We start from the raw sequence: 24,016 nt of genomic DNA, 5'->3' as shown, positions 1-24,016 counted from the left end.
TTCCTCTCGCGAATGGACCTATCTATACCCAGGGTGTCAGACGGCGCCAACTCGCTCTCCAGTAGGGTAGGTAACCCTAACCCCTGGTGCGTTCGAGAGAGCGATCAGGGCTTGCAGGACTGCGAGGAGATCCAGTGGTGTCGAGGAAGCGTCTGGCGTTGACGGCTGCGCAGGCAGGGATGTGGTTCGCGCAACAACTAGACCCGCAGAACCCCACTTTTGTCACCGGTCAATGCATCGAGATCGTCGGCCCGCTCGACCCGTCCGTCCTCGCGCGCGCAGTGGATCGTGTGGTCGCGGAAACCCCGTCGCTCATGGCGAGGTTCGCCGTGGACTCCGGCGAGGTGTATCAGGAACTCGGCGCCTGGGAGTACCCCGGGACGGATGTTGTCGCACGTGAGAGCTTTGAGATCGCACTCACGGAGATGCGTGAACAGCTCCGGATACCCCTCGATCCGAGCGCCGGTCCGGGATGCGCGGTCACTATTTTTACGCTCGGACCGTCGCACCACGCGTTGTTCTTCCGCGTCCACCACACGTTGATCGACGTCTACGGGTACAGCTTGCTCGGCCGCAGGATCGCCGCCGTTCACAATGCCGAGGTTCGGGGCAAGGAACCGCCGGCCAACCGCTTCGACCCACTCGAGGTGATCCTCGACCAGGACGCCGCTCGCGCCGATTCCGACGCTCAGAGCCTCGATCGGGAATTCTGGTCTTCCGAACTGCTCGGAGCCCAGGAATCGGTAAGCCTGTCCCGGATCGGGGGCCCGCCCGCGTCGTCGGTCGCACAGACGCTTCTGTCCCACACCACACTGATCTCCGCAGCATCGGCAGAGCGCATCACTGCCGCCGGACGCGTTGTCGAGGGAAGTTGGGCCGACGTCGTCACGGCTGCAGTGGCGGCGTACCTGGCACGTTCGAATGGCAGCCTCGACGTGACGGTGGGATTCCCGTCGATGAATCGTATGGGCACCGTCGCCGCCAAAGTTCTGACCACCGCCGTCAACGTCCTGCCACTGCGCGTTGCGGTCGACCCGAATTCGAGTCTCATCGACCTCGCTGCGGGTGTCCGCGCTGCGGTCAAGCGCACGACCCCGCATGCCGCGTATCGCTCCGAGGCAATCCATCGGGACCTGCGACTGCCGGCGAGCAGCGCCGGCCCCGTCGGTCCGACGGTCAACATCAAGCCGTTCGGCGACACCCTGCGTTTCGACGGGGCCGGCGCGACAGTCCACTCTCTTGCCCGTGGTCCTGTCCATGACATCGCCTTCATCGTGCGTCGTCTCGACGAGAGCGGCGAGCTCGAAATCCAGATCGACGCCGATGCTGACCGCTACACGGGTGCGGAGCTCGCGCGCCATGCTTCGGCTCTCACCAGATTGCTCGAATCCGTCACCGCCGAGGGGACTGGCGCCGCGATTGCTCAGGTGTCGCTCCTCGAACCGAAAGCCCTGAAGGTCCTCGCCGAATGGGGTGGGAGGGCAACGGCTTTCGATGACTATTGCCCTGACGTCCTGGACCTGTTCGATGCCCAGGTAGACGAGCGCGGTGACGATCTTGCTCTGGTTGCCGGCGCTGAACGGCTGAGCTATGCCGAATTGGCTGCGCGCGTTGACGCTTTGGCAGCCGAACTGTCCTCTCGCGGCGCCGGCCCGGAGTCGCTGGTCGCGCTGGCTCTGCCACGATCTGCGTCGGCCGTGGTTGCGCTCCTCGCGGTGCTGCGCTGCGGCGGTGCGTACATTCCGCTCGACCCGCAGTTCCCCTCGTCGCGACTCGAGTACATGCTTGACGACGCTCGGCCGGCGATCCTGCTGACCACCGCGGGCTTCACCGATCGGATTTCGGTCCCAGAAGGTACTGCCGTCGCAACAATCGCCGGTGGCGAGATCAGTTGGTCGGCAGCAGCATCCAGCGCGGCGAGCGGGGCGCGTGTCGCGCCGGCCAACACCGCCTACGTCATCTACACCTCCGGTTCCACGGGAAACCCCAAGGGAGTGATGCTGGACCGCCGCGCCCTGGCACGGTTTGTCCGCTCGGCCACGGATCTCACGAGTATCGGCGCGCACACGCGGTTGCTCGCCCTGACTACTCTGTCCTTCGACATTGCGGTCCTCGAACTGTTTGTCCCGCTCACCGCGGGCGGATCGGTGATCCTCGCCGACGAGAATCAGGCCAAGGAACCGGCAGCCATTGCGGCACTGGTGAGTTCGGAGTCCGTCACGGCGGTGCAGGCGACTCCCTCGCAGTGGGGGACGGTGCTCGAACACGGCGTAACCGATCTGGCTGGAGTCGACGTCCTGGTGGGCGGTGAAGCCTTGCCCACCCGGACGGCGCAGCAGTTGAGTGAGCTGGCGCGTTCGGTGCAGAACATGTACGGACCCACCGAGGCCACGGTGTGGTGCACCAGTACCCCGGTTTTGCCGAACATCGAATGGACAGGCTCGATCGGCCGACCGTACGTGGGCACTGCCGCAGTGGTCCTGGATCGCTACCTGCAACCGGTCAATGTTGGCGAGATCGGCGAACTGTACGTTGCGGGAACACAACTCGCGCGCGGCTACCGCGGTCGACCTGACCTGACGGCAACCCGATTTGTGGCCGACCCGTTCGGACGCGGCCGGATGTACCGAACCGGCGACCTGGTGCGGTGGACCGAATCCGGTCAGCTCGAATACCTCGGCCGCGGCGACGATCAGGTGAAGGTGCGTGGGCACCGTATCGAACTCGGCGAGATCGAGACTGTGGCAGGGGAGTTCGACACAGTCGGTGCCTGCGTCGCGGTCGCTCGAAGCGACGGCAGTGGCACCGTTCATCTGGTCGGCTACGTCACGGCCGTGGAGGGCGCTCACGTCGATGTTCCGGCACTGCGAGCATTCATAGCCGATCGTCTACCCGCGTACATGGTGCCGTCGGCGATTGTCGTCATGGACGAGTTCCCGCTTACCCCCAACCTCAAGATCGACCGGAAGGCATTGCCGGCGCCGGACTTCGGGGATGCGGACACAGGGCGTTCGGCCGAGACGGCTGCGGAGATCGCACTGTCCGGCATGTTTGCCGACCTGCTGGGGCTCACCGTAGTGGGCGTCGATGCGGACTTCTTCACGCTCGGCGGCATGTCGCTCTCCGCGACGAGACTCGTGGCCCGTCTCAAATCCGCACTCGGAGTGGAACTGTCGCTGCGTGACGTCTTCGATACGCCGACGGTGGCCGGACTGGCGCTACGGGTGGAATCCGCTGCGCCGGCTCGTCCCGCCATTGTGGCGCACGAGCGGACCGACATTGTGCCGCTGTCGTCGGCGCAGCAGTCGTTGTGGTTTGTACATCAGACGCAGGGTCCATCCGCTACCTACAACATTCCGTTTGCGCTGCACCTGAACGGCGCAGTGGACGCGACAGCGCTGAAAAATGCGGTTGCGGCAGTTGTCGCCCGGCATCGGGTACTGCGCACGGTTGTCGTCGACATCGACGGTGTGGGGTTCGGTCGGGTACTCGATGCGGAGCCGGAGTTCACCGACAGTGAGGTCTCCGAGGCGGACGTGCAGTCCGCGCTGCTGACGGCGGCCTGTGTGCCGTTCGATCTCGAACACGACATTCCGGTACGGGCTCACCTGGTGCGGTCCGGCACCGACACCGCAGTCCTGCTGTTGGTCATTCATCACATCGCGGGTGACGAGTGGTCGGCCGGACCGATGCTCACCGATCTTGCAGCGGTCTACAACGGGGAGCAGTTGCCGGCCGAGCAGCCTCGAATTCAATACTCGGACTTCGCTATCTGGCAGGGCGAGTGCGCCGCAGATCCTGACCTGAGCGCGTCCACCGACCGGCAACTCGGCTACTGGCGAGACCTCTTCTCCGGTGCCCCCGAGGAATTGCAGCTGCCGTACGACCGTGCTCGCCCAGCAGTTCCGACGTGGCGCGGCGGCGAGGTCTGGACCCACACCGGCGCAGGCGTGGTGCACGGACTGCGATCGGTGACCGAGAAGTCGGGCTCCACGATGTTCATGCTGGCGCAAGCGGCGGTCGCAGTTCTGCTGTCGAAACTCGGTGCCGGTGAGGACATCACGCTCGGTGCCCCGATTGCAGGCCGGGTGGACGGCAGCCTCGAAGATACCGTCGGATTCTTTGTCACTACGGTGGCGCAGCGGGTCGATCTGACCGGGCGCCCCTCGCTGGCCGAGGTGCTCTCTCGTGTGCGACGCGGCGCTCTGGACGGGTTTGCGCACCAGGACGTCGCGTTCGAGCAGGTAGTCGACGCGGTGGGCGTGACACGATCTCTCGCCCGACATCCCTTGTTCCAGACGATGGTTCAGCATCGCACACCGCACTCCGTACCCAGCTTCACCGGGCTGTCGGTCAGCCCGTCGTACGTTTCCACGGGCACCGCGAAGTTCGACCTGACCTTCGAGTTCGTGGAACTTGCCGACGGACTCGACGTGCGGATCGAGTACGCGGAGGATCTTTTCGATCGGGCGACGGCAGAGACCATTGCGGTTCGCTTGCGCACGGTCCTCGAGCATTTTGCCACGGATACGGGCGCCGGCCTGCAGAGCGTGGACGTGTTGTTGCCGGCCGAACGAAATGCACAGTCGGTCGAAGGTCACACAACCCGTCTGTTGCCCGAACTGCTGGACGACGCTGAACATGAGTTCGCCGATCGCGTGGCCTTGATCTGTGGACCGGACGAGTACACGTACCGGGAGCTGGCTGATCGCTCGAACAGGTTGGCGCGGTTACTGATCCAGCGTGGTATCGGCACCGACGTGGTGGTGGGCATCGCCGTCGGGCGGAGCATCGAGTGTGTAGTTGCGCTCCGCGCCGTGATTGCCGCCGGCGCGGCGTACCTGCCGATCGATCCGTCGTATCCGCGTGCGCGCATCGAGTACATGCTCGCCGACGCCGATCCGGCGCTCGTGATCGTCGACGCCGATACCGTGCAGTGGATTCGGCCGGACTCGGAGGATGCGACCATCGCAGAACTCGAGGCCGCCGCTGCCGGCCTTCGCGGCGACCGGGTCGGCAGAGTCGTGTCGCCCGCCGCCGCGGCGTACGTCGTCTACACCTCCGGCTCCACCGGTCAGCCCAAGGGTGTGATGGGAACTGCAGGCGCACTGGCTAATCGTCTGGTCTGGCAGCGTGATCTCGTGCGCGCCGACGGGTGGGCGGACGTTCGGTTGGCAAAGAGTTCGATGAGCTTCATCGACGGCTCCACCGAACTGCTGGCGGGGCTCCTGGCCGGTGCCCGCTTGGTTCTCGCAGATGACGCGGAGTCTCGTGATGCCGGCGCACTCGCAGATCTCATCGACCGGCACGGCGTGCGTCAGCTCACCGCGGTGCCGAGCCTGGCTGCGGCGCTGGCACAGTTCCGAGAAGAATCGGCACACCGGGTCTCGAGTTGGTTCCTCAGTGGTGAACCGCTCACTCGCGCGGTGATCGACTTGTTCGACGAGAAGAACACGCGGGTGATCAACTCGTACGGATCCTCGGAGGTTGCCGGTGATGTGACCTTCTGGACGGCAACATCTTCCGCCAACCGAGTGCTGATCGGCGCTCCCGTTCCCGGAGTGGGTGCGCGGATACTCGACGCATACTTGCGCCCGGTGCCGGACGGGGTGACGGGTGAACTGTATGTCGAGGGCATCCAGGTTGCCCGCGGTTACCTCGGCCGACCGGAGTTGACCGCAACTCGGTTTGTCGCGGATCCGATGGGCAGCGGTGGACGGTTGTTCCGCACCGGAGATCTGGTGCGTCGCACTCGGTCCGGCGAACTCGACTTCGTTTCTCGCGCCGACGCTCAGATGAGTCTGCATGGATTCCGGATCGAACCCGGCGAGGTGGAGGCGGCGTTGGCTTCCCATCCGTCCGTCGAACGAGCACTGGTTGTGGTGCGCGCGAGCGCGGCTGGGTCGGATCAGCTTGTCGGGTACGCGGTTTGGGCACCAGGCGCCGCCGTACCGGACGATTCCCAGTTGCGGGCGCATCTTCGGGACCTGCTGCCCGACTACATGATTCCCGCGGTATTCGTCGTTCTCGACGGCCTTCCCGTGCTACCCAACGGCAAGGTAGACCGCGACGCGCTCCCCGCGCCGGTACGCAGCGAGGGACGGCGCGAGGCGGCAACCGAACTGGAGCGGATCTACTGCGAGCTCCTTGCCGAACTCCTCGGCATCACCACCGTCGGCCCCGACGAGGACTTCTTTGCTCTGGGCGGCAACTCGTTGCTCGCCACCCGGTTGGCGTCGGCGATCCGCGCCCGCACCGGTCACGACGTGACGATCCGCGAGGTGTTCGACCTCCGTACCCCCGCCGAACTGGCTCGGGCAGCACAGATCGGGAAGGTCAGGCGGCCTGAACTGGTTCGCCGGGATCACGGGGCAATCGTGCCGATGTCTGCCGCGCAGGGACGCCTGTGGTTCCTGTTCCAACTCGAGGGCCCCAGCTCCACCTACAACATCCCGTACACCATGCATCTGCAGGGTTCAGTGGATCTGGATGCGTTGCGCGGTGCGCTGGCGCACGTTCTGAGCCAACACGAAACACTGCGCACGGTATTCACCGCCGAGTCCGGTGACAGCGAGGCTGGGCACATCGGGTACCAGGTGGTTCGTCCGATCAGCGAGTGTGAACTGCCGTTGGGCGTTCTCGACGTGCTTCCAGCCGAACTGGAGTCGACACTCGCGCGGGAGGCCGCCTACACCTTCGACATCGCGCACGAACTTCCCGTGCGCGCTGTTCTGTTGCGCACCGGCACCGACGACGCGCACCTGATGGTGCTGGTGCATCACATCGCGGCCGACGAATGGTCTGCGCGTCCATTGGTGTCCGATCTGACCCGGGCGTACTCACACCTCGTGTCCGGCACAGCGGCGATGCCCGAACCACTGCCGGTGCAGTACCGCGACTTCAGCGCGTGGCAACCCGAAGTCCTCGGCGAGGCAAGCGATCCCGAATCCGTGCTGGCCGGTCAGCTCGAGTATTGGACGGGTGCGCTTGCCGGGCAACCCGAAGAGCTTGCGCTACCCCGTGATCGGGCGCGCCCCGCGGTGTCGACGTACCGGGGATCAGCGGTTGCGTTCGAACTCGAGCCGCAAGTGCGGGCTTCTTTGGCGGCAATTGCCGCTGCCGGTGGGGCAACGATGTTCATGCTCACCCACGCCGCAGTTGCAGTCCTGTTGGCCGAACTCGGTGCCGGGGACGACATCGTTGTCGGTTCACCGGTTGCCGGGCGCTCCGATGCCGCGCTCGAACGGGTGGTGGGCTTTTTTGTCAACACCCTGGTGCTGCGCACCGATTTGTCGGGAGACCCGACCTTCGCGCAGTTCCTGGAGCGAGTTCGCGCCATTGACCTCGATGCCTATGCGCATCAGGATGTTCCGTTCGAGCAGTTGGTCGAGGCGATGGCCCCGGCCCGTTCCCTGTCCCGCCAGCCGCTGTTCCAGATCCTGGTGCAGTACCGCGACGCCGTCGACCGGATCGAGATGGCGGGCCTCGACGCGAGTCCGGTATTCCTCGAAACCGGAACGGCCAAATTCGACTTGACGTTCGACCTCGCGGAAACTGCCGACGGCGGGATCCGTGGTCGCATCGAGTACGCCACTGATCTCTTCGATCGGGGCACGGTTGACGCATTTGCCGGGCGATTGGTTCAGGTGCTGCGGCAGTGTGCGGCAAACCCGGAACTGCGGTTGTCCCAGCTTGATTCGATGACTCGGATAGACCGGGCGGCGATCGAGTCTGCCGAGTCGGGCCGTATTGTGCCGCTTGACAGTTCGCTGACCTTGCCGGGCATGTTCGCTCGCCAGGTCGCGCTCACTCCGGGCGCCGTCGCCATGATCGTCGACGAGAGCGGGGAGTCGCTGACCTACACCGAATTGGATCGGCGAACCGAGCGTCTCGCCGCGACGCTTCGTGGTGTGGTGCCGGTCGGTGGCGTTGTCGCCGTGGCGGTACGACGCAGTGCCGCACTGGTAGTCACGCTGCTGGCCATCCACCGCGTCGGTGCCACCTATCTTCCGCTCGACGACAGCTACCCCGTGGATCGACTCGAGTACATGCTCGCGGACGCACGGCCGTCGTTGCTGGTGGTGGGCCCGGGTATCGAACCGCTGGACTGCCCCGCTCCGATGCTGGAGGTAGACGAGGGCGGTACTGCAACAACACAATCGGACACGGCTACGGCCGTGGACACAGTTGTGCATCCCGACAGTGCCGCGTACCTGCTCTACACGTCCGGATCAACCGGGCGGCCGAAGGGTGTTCTGGTCAGCCATCGTGCCGTGGTCAACCGACTGTTGTGGATGCAAGACGAATACCACCTCGGCAGCGACGACCGTGTGTTGCAGAAGACGCCGGCCGGGTTCGACGTGTCCGTGTGGGAGTTCTTCTGGCCCTTGATCACCGGAGCAACACTGGTGGTGGCTGCGCCGGACGGGCATCGCGATCCGCGCTACCTGCGCGACGTCGTCAAGCGACGTTCTGTCACCACAGCACACTTCGTGCCGTCGATGCTGGCTGCTTTCCTCGATCACGTGGCTGTGGAAACGGATCCTCGCCCGAAGTTGTCTCGGGTGCTGTGCAGCGGCGAAGCGCTCACGCCTGATCATCGGGATCGGTTCCACGCGTTGGTCGATGCGGAATTGCACAACTTGTACGGACCCACCGAGGCAGCGGTGGACGTGACGGCGTCGCACATCGTTCCCGCTGTCGACACGAACTGGGTGACAATCGGGCGTCCACTGTGGAATACCCGTGTACTTGTTCTGGACGCCCGGTTGCGGCGCGTTGCACCGGGAGTTGCGGGGGAGTTGTACCTCGGCGGTGTGCAGTTGGCGCGTGGCTACCATGACCGGGCGTCATTGACGTCGGAGCGATTTGTTGCCGATCCGTTCGGAGAGTTCGGCGAAAGGCTGTACCGCACCGGCGATCTGGTGCGGTGGCGCGAGTACGGCGACGCGGGCCTCGCCCTCGAATACCTCGGCCGTACGGACGGTCAGGTCAAGCTGCGTGGACTTCGTGTCGAACTGGGCGAAATCGAGAACGTGCTCACGTCGCATCCGACGCTGGCTCAATGCGCTGTTGTTGCGCGAGGCGGTCAGATCCACGCGTATGTCGTCCCGGTTCCGGATGCGACGATTGTCCCGGCCGAACTTGCCGCTTTTGCGTCGACGCTGCTGCCGGACTACATGGTTCCGACGGCCATGGTTGTGCTCGACACGCTGCCGCTGACGCCGAACGGGAAGCTGGATCGTCGGGCTCTCCCGGAGCCGGTTGCTCCCGACGAGTCGCAGCGGCGAGCGCCGGAGGGTCCTGAAGAGACCGCGATGTGCGAATTGTTCGCCGAGGCTCTGCGCGTCGACGCAGTGGGTGCCGATGACGATTTCTTCATGCTCGGCGGCGACAGCATCATCTCGATTCAGGTCGTGAACGCTGCCGGTCGGCGCGGAATTACGTTCGGGCCCAAGGAGATATTCCAATGGCGCACGCCCGCGGCGCTGGCCAAGGTCGTGGATTTCGGCGCGCCAGGCGACGCTGAGACCGCCCACAGCGGGCCGGTGGACCCGAGCGACGTGACGGGTTCGTTGGCATTGACACCGTTGGTGCATCGCGCCCGCGAATCCGGAATCTCGCCCGCAGGTCTTGGTATCGCGCTGTCTGTCTCGACTCCCGCAGGAACTACCGTCGGCGACGTCGAGCAAGCCATGTCGGCACTACTGCAAGCGCACGATGCGTTGCGGTTACGACTGACGCGGGTTGCGTCGGTTTTGTGGTCCCTCGAGACGGACGCTGATGTGGATGCAGTCGTGCAGCATGTCGATTGCAGTGACCTCGGCGATGCCGATCTTGCCGTGCGTGCCGCGGCGGAGGCCACGGCGTTGATTGCCGAACTCGACCTGGAAAACGGCCGGACCGTGACGGCGCGCTGGCTCGATGCCGGCGAATCCCGCAGTGGAACCCTGGTTGTTGCCGTGCATGCGTTGGCGGCAGATCCGGCGACGGTGGCGAAGCTGCGAGCGGATCTCGAAACGATATGGCGTGAGGGCGGCGGCGTGATGTCGCTTCGTCGTCCCGCCGCGACCGCGCACGGGTTTGCGGAGCGATTCAACGAGTTGGCGCAGGATCCGGCGTTGATGGGTGAACTGACGCACTGGTCGCAGGTTCTGGCACCGGGAGCCGAGTTGCGCCCGGGAGCGCCCGCGATTCTCACGGGTGGCCCGAGGGGGACATATCGGGCGACGCTGGAGGCGCGACTCGAAGGCGATGTGGAAACGGCTGCGCTGGCCGCCCTCACCTACGGGTTGGCGAGGTGGCGAGCCGCGCCGGCCGAGTTGACCGTCGAACTCGAGCGTGACGCCCGCATTGCCGGTTCGGACGAACCGGATCCGTCGGCGACTGTGGGTCCCTTTGCCGCCGGGGTGCCGGTTCGGCTACCGGCACTGGCCGTCTCGGTCACCCCAGAAGATGCGTTGGCGGCAGCGGCGGCCGCTCTGAGCGTCGTACCAGGCGGTATAGGCACGGGCTACGGCAAGTTGCGGTATCTCAACGCGCAAACCGCGCCCGTCTTTGCGATGTGGGGACGGCCGGAAGTGAGTCTCCGGGTGATCCGAGATGTCGAAAGTCGGGGTGTGGGAAATTTCGGCGACGAGCGCCGCGTCGACCCGCGCGTTCTCGATGTGACGGCTTACGTCACCGGCGACGGGCGACTCGTGGAAATCCGGTTCGACTTCGACGCGACTCTCTTCGGTGAAGACGATGCGCTAGCGGTTGCCGCAGCGTTCGGGCAGGTCGAATTGAGTGCCGTTCCATAGTTTGGATAGGCTAACCAGCAGTTGTCCACGCTGGTGAGCCAACAGTGGATCTTGAAGTCTTGGAGAAAAATACAGTGCAGTCGGAATTCCCGGTGACAGCGGCCCAACGCAGCATCTATTTCGGGCACCAGTTGGACTCGGTGGGTCACCTCTACAACACCGGTATCTACACCGAGACACTTGGTGAGGTCGATATCGATCGAGTGGTCGAGGCCTGTCGCTCTGTGCTGGATCAAGCCGAGACACTGCATGTGAACTTCGACGTGGATGCTCGCGGCGCTCTGGTGCAGATTGCGCGCGAGAGCCGCGACTGGGACTTGCCAGTCATCGACTTCCGCGCCGAGGCCGACCCGCGAGAGGCATCACTGCGGTGGATGCGCGAGCGGATGGAATCGCCGGTGGACCTGGCGACCGACCTGCTGTTCACCTTTGCCGTGCACCTCATCGACGGTGACACGATGCGGCTGTACCAGCAGTACCACCACATCATCAACGACGGCTACGGTATCGCGCTGGTTCTGAACAAGATCATGCGTGCATACGTCGAGGGCACCGCACCGGATTTGAGCGCAGAATGGGCGCTGGCAAGGTTCGTCGAGACCGATGTCGAATACACCTCCGGCACCACGATCGACGACGATCGCGACTACTGGATTGCCGAGTTGGGCGATCTTCCGACGTCGCCACGGTTGATCACCGTCGACCATCCGCCGGCGCCCGGCGTCACGAGTGTGACTCTCACGCTCGACCTCGACCGCCGTCAGCGACTCGAGGAGTACGGCAAGGCACACGGACTGCGCTTGTCCTGGTTGGTGATTGCGCTGCTCGGCGGCTATGTCGCGCGAGCGACCGGCACCACCGACGTAGTGCTGAGCCTGCCAACCACGGCCCGCGGAACGCGTGAATTGCGGGCCGTGCCCGGCATGGTGGCCAGCGTGCTTCCGATGCGCATCGACGTCGGAGAGCAGGCCCGACTCGCGGATATCGCAACGAGCGCCGAGCAGAAGATGTGGAAACTGCTCAAGCACGGTCGTTACCGGGGTGAGGCGATCGGCCGCGAGTTGGCTGCCAGGAACCCGGATTGGCGGCCGCCGGGCATCGGCATCAACATCATGCCCAACTCGACCTCACGTTTCACCATCGGTCGAGAGTCCAACGTGGAGATGCTTGCGTCCGGGCCGGTCGGTGAACTCGAGTTCATCGTGTTGCTGCACAAGTCGGGCCAACCGATCGAGATCGGGCTTCGCAGTCACCCGGACAATGCGCAGCGCTGCAACGAGATTGCCGACAGTCTCGGAGATTTCATCGACTCGTTCCTCGAGGCAGTCGACGAGTCCGTGTGGTCGTACGACGTCGACGGACTGGACGTCGTGGCTGCGGATCGTCCTCACGACGAGGACGGCGCGGGACCACTGACGTTGCTGCCGAGTCTCGCTGCCCGCCGTGACAACGGGCTGCATGTTGCCGGCACCCTGCGTGAGCACCGTATTGCCGCTCCTGTGAATCTGACCCGGGAGCAGTTGGTCGACACGGTCGCAGCGATTGTCACCCATCACCACGGGCTGCGAGCGACTCTTACTGCGCCCGTGCCGGTGTTGTGGATGCTTGCGATAGCCGAACCCGATGCGGTGAAGGCGGATTCACTGATCGGTGATGATGTTGTTCCGGACCCCGCAACCGGTCGAGGGCTGTGTGTTTCCTGCTCGGCCGATGGCGAGCTGATCCTCACTGCCGCAGCAGGTTTGATCGACGATGTATCTTGGCAGGTTGTCACGGAGGACTTTGCCGCCGCGCTCCGGGCGGTGTCCAGGGGGCGCAAGGTTGTCTTGCCGCCCGTGCCCACGTCGCTGAAGGCGCACGCCCGACGGTTTGCCGAGGAAGCGACATCGCCGACGCGTCTGGCCGAGTTGGTCACCTGGACGTCGGTGCTGGCGCCGGGTGCAAATCTTGTGATGGCAACCGACACCGCAGGTGCACCGGCAGCCCGGACGGAGCTGCTGACGCCGGCTGAATATGACACTGCAACAACGCGAGTGCCGAGCCTGGTCAAGGGTGAGCCCGCTGATGTGTGGGCCGCGGCCACCTCGCTCGCAGTGTCCCGTTGGACGCAGCGCATCGCTGGTAGTGACGAACTTACCGTCGACGTGTGGCGCGACGGTCGTCAACCGTGGGGAGCCGGCGACGATGTCGACCTGAGCCGTACCGTCGGACCGCTCGGTTCCACGTCTCCGATTCGGTTGGTGCTGACCGACGATGCGCACAGCGCTCTACGGTCGGCCAAGGAACGAGCAAGGGCGGCAGGAGGTTCCGGTTGGCCGCTGCTGCGCTACGCCAACGTTCAGGCCGGACCTGCATTGGCAGCCTTGCCGAAGCCTCAGGTACTGGTGCGCACGGGCGGTGACCGCATCGGTCGGTACGCCCTCGACATCGCTGTGCATGCCGACCAGTCCGGTGGTGCCACGGTTGAGTTTGCATCCGACTTCGGAATCGACGACGCGGAATTGGCAACCCTGGCGGGCTTGTGGCGAGATGCGCTGCGCGAGTTGGTGGCGCTGGTGGAAGGTGGTGCGACGTTCGGGCTCACCCCGTCCGATCTGCGTCACATAGCACTCACCCAGAGCGAGATCGAACTCGTCGAATCCGTCAGCGACGTGGTGATCGAAGACATCTGGCCGCTCTCGCCGTTGCAGCGGGGGCTGTTCTTCCAGTCGGTGTTCGATTCCGGCCAGGACATCTACACGGCACAGTTCTCACTGGACTTCGGCCATCGCATCGACGTGGCCAGGATGCGCGGCGCTGCAGCCTCGCTTCTGGACGAGAACCCTACGGTCCGAGCTGGATTCACCAACGACGGTCTGGGAGACCCGGTCCAGTTCATCGGAACCGGACTCGAAGTTCCCTTTGTCGAAGCCGACCTGTCGATGCTCTCTCCCGCCGAGCAGAAGACCGGTGCCGAGGAGTTGGCAGCCGCCGACCGCGCACGTCCGTTCGACCTCACCGCACCACCGTTGTGGCGCATGCTGCTCATCCACCTGGGCGACGGCATCGACCGTCTGGTGATCAACCGTGAGTTCATCCTGTGGGACGGCTGGTCGGGCGCACTGTTTGTCGACCAATTGCTGGCCCGTTACGCCGGTGATGCCGTACCAGCCGCCGGCGCTCAGTTCACCGACTATCTGACGTGGCTCGACTCCCGTGACCCAGGCGTTGCAGCGCAGGCGTGGCGACGGAACTTCGAGGGATTCGAGAACCCGACGCTGATCGCAGCCGGCGCCAAGGGCGGCGCCCCGGTGGTGCCTACCCGTATCGAGTCCTACGTGGACGCGGAACTGACTGCGGCACTGCGTGAGCAGGCCAGGCGCAGCGGAGTCACGCTGAACGCGTTGATGAATGCGGTCATGGGACTACTGCTGTCTGCGGAATCGGGCCGCACCGACGTGGTATTCGGTTCGACGGTGGCGGGCAGGCCGACCGAGATTGCCGGACTCGAGAGTGTGCTCGGCATGTTCCTCAACACCGTGCCCGTGCGAGTGACGCTGGTGCCAGGGGAAACCGTGTCGCAGCTGCTTCGGCGGATGCAGGACGAGTACGTCGAGCGGATGGAATGCGAGTACCTCGGGCTCGGCGAAATTCAGCGTGCCACTGGGCACACCGAACTATTCGACACCTTGTTCGTGTTGCAGAACTTCAAGAACGCGACCGAGATGGCGGCGCAGTCGGCCCGCCACGATATCGTTGCCGAGGACAGCCTCGACCATACGCATTACCCGCTGGCCGTGGTGGTCTCGCCCGGTGAGCAACTGCACGTCAAGATCGACTACCGTCACGACATCGTGGATGCCACCCGCGCTCACGCCTTGCACGAGCGGTTCATGACACTGCTGGAAACTGTTGCACACGACGGTGATCGGTTGGTCGCGGCCGTTCCTGCCCTCACCCCGACCGAATTGGGGCGTGCCGCGTTGTCCTGGGACGCGCCGCTACCCGCTGTCGAAGACGTCACGATCGCCGAGATGCTCATCGAGCGGGCCGCAACCATTCCGGACGAGGTTGCACTGGTATTCGGTGACGAGCGGGTCACCTATCAGGAACTGGCCGGCCGAGTCGAAGCACTTGCCCGCCAACTGATCATTCGCGGCGGCGGTCCGGAATCGGTAGTAGCGCTTGGCCTCCCGCGCACCGTCGATATGGTGGTTGCACTGTTTGCGGTGCTCCGCGCCGGTGCCGCCTACCTGCCGCTCGAACTCGACCAGCCGGACGACCGCCTCGCGACGGTGATCGAAGACGCCGAGCCGGTCCTGTTCGTGACCAATGCAGCTGCGGCGGCGCGATTGGGCCTCCCCGCTGATCGGTCGATTCTCCTTGGTGGAAGCAATGATTGGGATACCAGCCCGCTCACTGCGGCGGAGCTCGGTGCGTTTGCGCCGGGTCGCGTCGGGCGTCTCGATCACCCCGCCTACGTCATCTACACTTCCGGTTCGACCGGCAAGCCCAAGGGCGTTCTCACCCCGTACCGCGGCCTGACCAACATGCAGCGCAACCATCAGGAAAAGATCTTCGAGCCGGTTGTGGCCGCCGAGGGTGGGCGTCGACTTCGGGTGGCGCACACCGTCTCCTTCGCCTTCGACATGTCGTGGGAGGAGCTGCTCTGGCTCGTTGAGGGCCACGAGGTGCACATCTGCGACGAGGACATGCGCCGCGATGCGAATGCGCTGGTCGACTACTGCGACCGGCAGCAGATCGACGTCGTCAACGTGACACCAACCTACGCAACGGCATTGCTGGCAGAGGGCCTGCTAGACCGCGAACCGATCGACGGCAACCGCACCGGGCATCGTCCGCCGCTGGTGCTGCTCGGCGGCGAAGCGGTCCCGGACTCGGTCTGGAATCGCTTGCGCGAGAGCGACGGAACGCTCGGGTACAACCTGTACGGGCCGACCGAGTACACGATCAACACCCTCGGTGCCGGCACTGACGACAGCGTCACACCCACCGTCGGAACTCCGATTCGTGCAACCAGGGGCTACATCCTCGACGCGTGGCTTCGTCCCGTCGTCGACGGAGTTGCCGGCGAATTGTACATCGCCGGTGTCGGATTGGCGCGCGGCTATCTTGGCCGCACCGATCTGACCGCCGACCGCTTTGTTGCCGATCCGTTCGGCGGCGACCGCATGTACCGCACCGGAGACTTCGTCCGGTTGCGGCGCGACGGAAACCTCGACTACCTCGGTCGCATCGACGACCAGGTCAAGATTCGTGGTTACCGCGTCGAACTGCACGAGATCGAATCGGCCGTCGAATCACATCCTCTGGCGGCGTCCGCAGCGGTTGTTGCGGTGGAAGACCCGTTGGTCCCCGGTATGAAGCGTCTTGCCGGATACATGGTTGTGACGGATGATTCGGACCCGGACATCGTCGCCACCGTGCTCGCGTACCTGCGAGCAAAGCTGCCCGACTACATGGTGCCAAGCACTCTGCAGATCATCGACGCAATCCCCATGACGGTGAACGGCAAACTCGACGCCAAGGCGCTCCCGATGCCGGAGATTCGCACCGGGGCGTCGTCGCGGCCGCCGAAGAACGCAACAGAGCAGGCGCTGTGCGACGTCTTCGCAGACCTGCTGGAACTCGATTCGGTTGGTGCCGAGGACGACTTCTTCGAACTTGGTGGGCATTCTATGATCGCGATGCGGGTGGTCTCGCGGGTGCGTGCGGAGTTCGACGTGCAGTTGACGATTCGGGATCTGTTCGAGGCCCGCACGCCGGCGCTGATTGCCGAACTGTTGCCGAGCGCGGCAAGTGCACAACCGTCGATCGTCGTGGGCAACCGGCCCGAGTTCGTGCCGCTGTCTGCAGCGCAGGAACGACTCTGGATGCTCGCGCAGCTTCAGGACGACAGCCTCAGTTACCACTACGCGCACGTGGCCCGGTTGGACGGCGCGCTGGACGAGGCCGCGTTGGCAGCGGCTCTGCAGGACGTGGTGGGGCGTCACGAAAGTTTGCGCACCGTCATCGGAATCGTCGACGGAAATCCGTTCCAGCAGATCGTGGATGTCTCGGATGCGACCCGCCTCGAGATTGTCGGCGCCGATGCGGAGACTGCGCAGGGTTTGGTGATCGAGCGGCTGACGGCCAACTTCGATCTCCGCACCGACGTACCACTGCGCGTCACGCTGGTGCGGATCACGCCCACCGAATACATCATCGTGTTGGTGCTCCATCACATCGCGACCGACGAATGGTCGGACGCGCCGTTGCTCGGTGACCTCACCCGCGCCTATCTGTCCCGGATGCAGGGGCAGCCTCCGGAGTGGGAGCCGCTCCCCGTGCAGTACGCGGATTACTCACTGTGGCAACACGATCTACTGTCGGGTGACCTGTCGGATCGCCAGCTCGGATTCTGGCGCGAAAGCCTGGCCGGACTGCCGGACGAGATAGTCCTGCCGACCAACCGACTGCGCCCCGCTCAGCCCACTGGCACTGCAGGCAACGTCCAGATCACCCTGGGCTCTGAAGTCGTGCAGAAACTGCGTGGCATAGCCGACGATCACCGCGGCACGATGTTCATGGTCCTGCACGCGGCCACAGCAGCCGTGCTCTCGCGACTGGGCGGTGGCAACGATATTGCGGTTGGTAGCCCGGTATCCGGTCGCTCCGACAGCGTGCTCGACAACCTGGTCGGGTTCTTTGTCAACACCGTTGTGCTGCGCACCGACCTGTCGGGAGATCCGACGTTCGGCGAGCTGGTGGACCGCACGCGCGACGCCGACCTCAGCGCGATGGACCACCAGGACATCCCGTTCCAGCGGGTGGTCGAGGAGTTGGCACCGCCACGCGTCGAAGGCCGTAATCCGCTGTTCCAGGTGATGGTGAGCTATCTCCAACGCGCCGGAGTCCTTCCGGACTTCCTCGGTGTGCCCACTCGTTGGGAGCAATTGACCAACGTGCGTGCGAAGTTCGATCTCAACGTCACCTTTGTCGACGCGCCGGATACCGGTGAAGTGACCGTCATCGCCGAGTACGCCGAAGACCTTTTCGATCGTGAGCGGGTGGCGATGATCCTGGCCGTCCTGTCACGATTTGTCGATCAGGTTGCGGCCGCGCCGTCCTCGCGGGTCGGGGCTGTCGAATTGGTGGACGCCGGTGAGCGGGCGCACCGACTCGCGGTGGGCGTCGGACCCCGCGCCGCGGTCGAATCCGTGACGATCGGTGACCTTCTCTCGCGGCAGGCGGCGCTGTCGCCGACAGCCACGGCTCTGTCGGCCTTCGGCGAGCAGATCGACTACGCCCAGCTCGAGGCACGCTCGAACCGCTTGGCCCGCCTACTGATCGAAGACGGTGCCGGTCCCGGTGACGTGGTGGCCGTTGCGGTACCGCGTTCGGCAGATCTCATCGTGGCAATCCACGCGGTCGTGAAATCCGGTGCGGCGTACCTGCCGATCGACACGGGATTGCCGCCGTCACGTATCGAGTACATGCTCGGTGACGCTCGGCCGGTGCGTGTGCTCGCAACCAGCGCGGTATCCATTCCAGGCGGTGTTGCCCGGACCGATGTCGACGCACCGGTAGTGCAGGCCCGGTTGCAGGCGCTCAGTGGTGACGCGGTGACCGAGCGTCGTAGCACCCTGACCGCGGCTCACCCGGTGTATCTCATCTACACCTCCGGTTCCACCGGAAACCCCAAGGGCGTGTTGGTGTCCCACCAGTCCGTGGTCAACCGGTTGGCCTGGGTGCAAGCGGAATCACCCGTGGTGCCAACGGACCGCGTCGTTCTCAAGACACCGACCACCTTCGACGTCTCCGTCTGGGAGTTGTTCTGGCCCAGTGTGAACGGTGCAACCACCGTGATCGCAGGACCGGATACCCACCGGGATCCGGTGGCGCTGGTGCAGTTGCTGCGCGAGAACGACGTGACCATCGCGCACTTCGTTCCGGCCATGCTCGAAGAGGCACTCACCGAGCAGATATCCGCCGTGACGTCGTTGCGACGCGTCGTGTGCAGCGGTGAGGCGCTGCAGAATCGGACCGTCGCACGATTTGCTGCTGCGCTACCGGGCGTGCGACTCGACAATCTGTACGGGCCGACAGAGGCCGCCGTCGAGGTCACTCTGGCAGCAGACCTTGCTCGTGATTTGGAAGTCGACCCCGCCGGATCCTCCTCGATCGGTGGCCCGGGATCGAACGTGGAACTCTACGTTCTGGATTCGAGCCTGCAGCCGACTCCTGCCGGTGTGGCCGGCGAGCTGTACATCGGCGGAGTGCAGGTGGCGTACGGCTACCTGGGCCGGTCCGCGCTCACCGCGGATCGTTTTGTGGCCGATCCGTACGGCGATGCTGGTTCACGGCTGTACCGGACCGGTGACTTGGTTCGTTGGACCGAGAACGGAACCATCGAATTCCTCGGCCGCTTGGACGATCAGGTCAAGATCCGCGGTTTGCGCATCGAACTCGGTGAGGTCGAGACGATCCTCGAGGGACATCCCGACGTGACTCGGGCGGTCGCCGCGGTGCATCGAAACCCCGAGGCCGAAGCCGTACTGGTCGGCTACGTCATGACGGCGGTCGGCGTCGTGGTTGACGCGACGACGTTGCGTAACGCTCTGAGCGGTACGGTCCCCGATTACCTGATCCCGGCAATCGTGATCACGGTCGACGAATTTCCGGTCAGCTTCAACGGAAAGCTGGATCGAAAGGCACTGCCGCGCCCCAGTTTCGAGAGCGCTGTCTCCTCGCGGGAGCCGCGCACGGACTTCGAACGCCAGGTGTGCGCGGTGTTCGCGTCGGCGCTCGGCCTGGAAACGGTGGGAATCGACGACGATTTCTTCTCGCTCGGCGGCCACTCGTTGACGGCCATTCGCCTGGTCAATGCGTTGCGCAGTGAACTGGGTGTCGAGCTTGCCGTGCGCAGTGTCTTCGAAGCACCGACGGTCGCGCAGTTGGCCGTGCTGGCTGCTGACGCCGCAAGCGGCATTCGATCGACACTGGGACGGCGGGAGCGTCCGGAACGTGTGCCGGTCTCGTTTGCCCAGCGGCGGATGTGGATCCTCGACCAGCTGGGCGTCGACGGCGGCGCGTACAACGTGCCGATCTCGTGGCGGGTGCCGGCATCGGTGGATGTTGCCGCGCTGGCGGCGGCAGTCCAGGACGTCGTTCTTCGACACGAAGCGCTCCGCACGGTGTTCCACTCTGAGCACGGCGAGCCGTACCAGGTGGTTGTGCCGGAGAATGCCGTTGACGTGCAGGTGCACCGGCACGCGGTGTCGGCCGACGACGTCACCGAAGAAGTTGCGCACGCCTCGCGGTACACCTTCGGCCTCGAACATGAGATTCCCGTGCGAGTTTCGGTGTTCGAGTTCGACAACGCGGGGGAGACACACACCGTCGTTCTCTTGCTGATCCATCACATCGCGACGGACGAATGGTCGACCCGCGCGTTGCTGGGTGACCTGATGTCGGCCTACGCGTTGCGCCAGCTCGGCCAGAGCCCGGACTGGGCGCCGTTACCGATTCAGTACGCCGACTACACACTGTGGCAGCGGGAGATTCTCGGAGATCGCGAAGATCCGGAGAGTCTTGCCGCAGCACAGGAGATCTACTGGCGCAAGAACCTTGCGGGCTTGCCGGAAGAATTGTCACTGCCCTTCGACCGGACGCGGCCTGCCCGGACGAGCTACACCGGCGGCGCTGTGTACCTGGCCTGGGAACCTGAAGTGGTTGTGGGACTGCGAGCGTTGGCCCGTGAGCAGAACGTGAGCATGTTCATGCTGGCGCAGGCAGCAGTGGCCGTACTTCTGCACAAGTCCGGTGCGGGCGTGGATATTCCGCTGGGAACCCCGGTTTCCGGACGCGGGGATGCACAACTCGAGGACCTGGTCGGGTTCTTCCTCAACACGGTGGTGCTGCGCACCGACCTGTCGGGCAACCCGACGCTCGCAGAACTGTTGAATCGAATCCGCGACAGCGATCTCGGTGCTTTCGAGCATCAGGACTTGCCGTTCGAGCAGGTAGTCGACTCGGTGCTGGGCGGCGGCGAACGGTCTCGATCGATGCATCCGCTGTTCCAGACCATGATCGTCTACCTGACGGAGCCCAACCCGGCCGAAAGCCTGGGCGCGGCAATGACGCCGGAGCCGATCGAGGTAGCGACCGCCAAGTTCGACCTGTCGTTCGACTTTGTCGAGTACGCGGGTACCGACACCGTGGTCGGCATGATCGAGTACAGCTCGGAACTCTTCGACCGCAGCACAGTCCAGCGGTTGGCTGACGGGCTGGCGCAGGTGCTGAAGGAGTTCACGGCGCTGTCCGCCGAGCGCAGGTTGTCCGAGATCGTAGCTGTTCCGGCTGCCGATCAGGAACTGATCGAGGCTGCGTGGGGTGTCAATCCGATTGTGGTGCCGACTCTTACGGCGGCGGATCTGTTCGACACGGCGGTGGCTCGCTACACCGACGAGACCGCATTGCTGGCCGCCGACGTGTCCTGGACCTTCGGAGAACTCGGTGCGCGGGTCAACCGGTTGGCGCGCGTGCTGATCGGACATGGCGTCGGCCCCGAGACGGTGGTGGCGCTGATGCTGCCGCGCTCGGCGGAGAGCGTCGTAGCGATCCTTGCGGTACTCACTGCCGGTGGCGCCTATGTCGCGTGTGATCCCGACGCTCCGGCAGGGCGGTTGGACGCGATCTTCGAAACCGTCTCGCCGGCAGTGACTCTGACGGTGGGAGCCTTTGTCGACCGGATTCCTGCCTCGCTGGTGCTGGCGATGGACAGCCTGGAGTTCGACGAGCTGCCCTCAACGCCGGTCACCAACGCGGATCGACTCGCACCACTGCACGCGGATCATCCGGCATACATCGTGTTCACCTCCGGATCGACCGGTGTACCGAAAGCCGTTGTCGCGCCGCATCGTGGCCTGGTGACGCTGTTCCACAGTCATCGCGCGGACCTGTATGTCCCGACGCAGGAACGGGCGCAGCGAGATCGACTGCGAGTAGGACACGCGTGGTCGTTTGCGTTCGACGCGTCGTGGCAGCCTCAGCTGTGGCTGCTCGACGGCCACGCCCTGTGCGTTGTCGACGAGACGACACAGCGGGATCCGCGTCGCATGGTCGAACAAGCGCGAGAGCAGGAATGGGACTTCGTCGAAGTGACGCCGTCGCACCTGGCTCAGCTGATCGACAACGGTCTGCTTGACGGGACCCGCGTGCCCGCATCACTGGGCTTCGGCGGGGAGGCCGTCTCGCAGCCGCTGTGGAATCTGTTGCGCGAGAAAGACGGAGTTGAGGCGTACAACCTGTACGGACCGAGTGAGAGTACCGTCGACGCGCTGGTTGCGCGGGTGTCGGACAGCACATCGCCCGTCGCGGGTCGGCCCGTCGGCAATACGCGCGCTCATATTCTCGACGAGTGGTTGCGCCCCGTTCCGGTCGGAGTCGAAGGCGAGTTGTACCTGGCGGGCGACGGTGTGGTGCGCGGGTACCTCGGCGCACGCGCACGAACCGCGGAAAGGTTTGTGGCAGACCCATTTGCCGCCGACGGAACCCGGATGTACCGCACGGGCGACCGAGCCAAGTGGACGGCGTCGGGGCACATCCAGTATCGCGGTCGCACCGACGACCAGGTGAAGGTTCGTGGCTACCGCATCGAACCCGCGGAGATCGAGGCCGCGCTGCTCGCTACCGAAGGAATCGGTGCCGCACTGGTATTGGTCCGCGATGATATCGGTGCCCGGGCACTCGTGGCATACGTCGTGGCGGACGGGATCGAACCCGACAACGCGGGCTTGCGGCGGTCCTTGAGCGCGGTGTTGCCGGACTACATGATCCCGTCTGCATTTGTGGTTCTCGACGAGATACCGACGTTGCCGAACGGCAAGATCGATCGAGCGGCCCTGCCCCGTCCGGAGATCGCGCCCATCGGGGAGTATCGCGAACCGGTGACGGAGATCGAGAAGATCCTGTGCCGGGTGGTGGCGGACCATGTCGGGCTCGATCAGGTGGGACTCGGCGACGACATTTTTGCGCTCGGCTGTGACAGCATCGGCGTGATGGCTGTGATGAGCAGGCTGCGTGAGGCGGGCTGCGAGGTGGAGGCCGCCCAGGTCTTTGCCGCCGGTTCGTTGGGCGAACTGGCAGAAGTACTAGCCCCAACTACGAAGGAAGCGGTATGAATTCTCGATGGAATCGCAGGATCGGTGCAGCGCTGGCCGCGGCAACCGTTCTGCTCGGTGTTACGGCGTGCGGGTCCGATTCAGGTACCACCGACGCCGACAAGCCCACCTCGGCGAGCGCCGACGCCGGCCAGTACCCGGTGACGGTGTCCGGCAAGTTCGGTGAGGCGACCATCGAGTCCGCCCCGACCCGCGCGATGCCGCTTTCCCCTCAGGACGCAGACATTCTGCTCTCGCTCGGCGTCACGCCGATCGCGATTCCGGTGGATGCACAGAACCGTGCCGCGACCGGCGGCTCCGGAGTGTGGCCGTGGCAGGTAGAGGCATTCGGCGGAAAGACACCCGAAACCCTCGACATGGAAACGGGTGCCGGATCGATCACCGAGCGGCTGGCTGTGCTCGAGCCCGACATCATTGTCTCCACCGGTTTCTGGGGACTCGACCAGGCTGCGTACGACCAGCTGAGCAAGCAGTTCCCGGTGGTCCACTTCGACACCAAGGCCAACGGCGAGCCGTGGCAGGACTCGACTCGTAAAGTTGCTGCCGCACTCGGTATCCCGGCCAAGGCTGAAGAGGTGATCGCGGCTGCCGAAGCGGATCTGGCCAAGGCACGCGCAGATAACCCGACGATCGCGGGCAAGACGTACAACGCGATCATCGGCGACACCGGCGGCCAGTTGTCGGTGCTGGCCTCCGACGAACGCGGTATCGGCCAGTTCCTCACCTCGCTCGGATTGGTCCTGAGCCCGTATGCCACGACGCTGCCCGTCGACGCGGATGGTCGCGGCATCCTGTCCTACGAGAATGTCGGAGACATGAACGCGGACGTGCTGTTTGTCGTCTCACCCACCGGAGATCTGGGCTACCTCACCAAGTTCGAGGGCTGGAACGCGTTGCCTGCCGTGCAGGACGGCGCCGTGGTGTCGCTGGCCCGCAACACCGGCCTGCCGAACGCCGTCGGATTTCCGTCGGCGCTCTCGCTCGGCTGGGCTACCGACCAGGTCATGCCGCTCATCTCCGACGCGGTCGCGAAGGGCGCAGCGGGCTAGC

The 24,016-nt window shown here is 64.8% G+C and carries 3 protein-coding genes; all 3 read left to right on the top strand.

Features of this window, described 5'->3' with window-relative positions; genetic code table 11:
* The first annotated feature begins 137 nt into the window (after positions 1 to 137).
* From C7T36_RS07865 to C7T36_RS07855, 3 genes are read left to right on the top strand one after another with little or no spacing between them, the layout of a single operon-like run.
* Entirely contained in the window at positions 138 to 10,802 is a 10,665-nt protein-coding gene (locus tag C7T36_RS07865) for a non-ribosomal peptide synthetase (RefSeq protein WP_146153435.1), read from the top strand.
* A 44-nt stretch (positions 10,803 to 10,846) separates the two neighbouring features.
* Complete coding sequence (locus tag C7T36_RS07860) at positions 10,847 to 22,966, top strand: non-ribosomal peptide synthetase (protein WP_308811196.1); 12,120 nt, start codon at positions 10,847 to 10,849, stop codon at positions 22,964 to 22,966.
* Positions 22,963 to 24,015, top strand: a complete 1,053-nt coding sequence (locus C7T36_RS07855) for an ABC transporter substrate-binding protein (RefSeq protein WP_045064530.1) — start codon at positions 22,963 to 22,965, stop codon at positions 24,013 to 24,015. Before C7T36_RS07860 ends, C7T36_RS07855 begins: the two co-directional genes overlap by 4 nt.
* The last annotated feature ends 1 nt before the right edge of the window (position 24,016 follow it).

It is taken from the genome of Rhodococcus sp. AD45-ID (assembly GCF_003023755.1).
GTDB classification, from domain to species: Bacteria; Actinomycetota; Actinomycetes; order Mycobacteriales; family Mycobacteriaceae; genus Rhodococcus_F; species Rhodococcus_F globerula.
This window is presented reverse-complemented; position numbering and strand designations above follow the sequence as displayed.